The organism is Marinococcus salis (genome assembly GCF_054971365.1).
Map to the genome: position 1 here is coordinate 1 of NZ_JBQOJB010000043.1, position 1,677 is coordinate 1,677.

At 57.8% G+C, this 1,677-nt stretch carries 1 rRNA gene; it reads right to left on the reverse strand.

The annotated features are described in order from the left end of the window. Positions 1–67 precede the first annotated feature (67 nt). Positions 68–1,640, reverse strand: a 16S ribosomal RNA gene (locus tag ACTTK6_RS15740). Positions 1,641–1,677: the final 37 nt, after the last annotated feature.

The following is a 1,677-nucleotide window of genomic DNA, read 5'->3' on the forward strand; positions in this document are numbered from 1 at the left end:
TCTCTCAAAAGGAAAGCCAAGCCAGGCCCCTGCCCGGTCCCTGCGGGACCGGGGTCATGCTCCATAGAAAGGAGGTGATCCATCCCCACCTTCCGGTAGGGATACCTTGTTACGACTTCACCCCAATCATCTGCCCCACCTTCGGCGGCTGGGTCCCGGGAGGGTTCCCTCACCGACTTCGGGTGTTGCAAACTCTCGTGGTGTGACGGGCGGTGTGTACAAGGCCCGGGAACGTATTCACCGCGGCATGCTGATCCGCGATTACTAGCGATTCCGGCTTCATGCAGGCGAGTTGCAGCCTGCAATCCGAACTGAGAATGGCTTTTCTGGATTGGCTCCCCCTCGCGGGTTCGCTTCCCGTTGTACCATCCATTGTAGCACGTGTGTAGCCCAGATCATAAGGGGCATGATGATTTGACGTCATCCCCACCTTCCTCCGGTTTGTCACCGGCAGTCACCTTAGAGTGCCCAACTGAATGCTGGCAACTAAGATTAGGGGTTGCGCTCGTTGCGGGACTTAACCCAACATCTCACGACACGAGCTGACGACAACCATGCACCACCTGTCATTCCGTCCCCCGAAGGGGAACCGCCTCTCTCGAGGCGTAGCGGAAGATGTCAAGATCTGGTAAGGTTCTTCGCGTTGCGTCGAATTAAACCACATGCTCCACCGCTTGTGCGGGCCCCCGTCAATTCCTTTGAGTTTCAACCTTGCGGTCGTACTCCCCAGGCGGAGTGCTTAATGCGTTAGCTTCGGCACTACGGGTATCGAAACCCCTAACACCTAGCACTCAGCGTTTACGGCATGGACTACCAGGGTATCTAATCCTGTTTGCTCCCCATGCTTTCGCACCTCAGCGTCAGGTACAGACCAGAGAGTCGCCTTCGCCACTGGTGTTCCTCCACATATCTACGCATTTCACCGCTACACGTGGAATTCCACTCTCCTCTTCTGTCCTCAAGTTTCGCAGTTTCCAATGGCCTTCCACGGTTGAGCCGTGGCCTGTCACATCGGACTGACGAAACCGCCTGCGTGCCCTTTACGCCCAATAATTCCGGACAACGCTTGCCCCCTACGTATTACCGCGGCTGCTGGCACGTAGTTAGCCGGGGCTTTCTGGACAGGTACCGTCAGCACGCCAGCCTGTTCGACTGGCGTGGGTTCTTCCCTGTCAACAGAGCTTTACGATCCGAAAACCTTCATCACTCACGCGGCGTTGCACCGTCAGGCTTTCGCCCATTGCGGATGATTCCCTACTGCTGCCTCCCGTAGGAGTCTGGGCCGTGTCTCAGTCCCAGTGTGGCCGATCACCCTCTCAGGTCGGCTACGCATCGTCGCCTTGGGGAGCCCTTACCTCTCCAACTAGCTAATGCGCCGCGGGCCCATCGGACTGCGCAAGGATCCGAAGATCCCTGCTTTGCCGCTGACCTCAGGCGAGGTCAGGGCGTATTGGGCATTAGCCCCGGTTTCCCGGGGTTATTCCCATCAGTCCGGCAGGTTGCCCACGTGTTACTCACCCGTCCGCCGCTCGTTCCACCGGTTTCCTCCCGAAGGAGTCCGCCGGCTTCCCGCGCTCGACTTGCATGTATTAGGCACGCCGCCAGCGTTCGTCCTGAGCCAGGATCAAACTCTCCGTAAAAAGTTTGATGCTGTGGCATCAGTGATGCCCTAAAAAA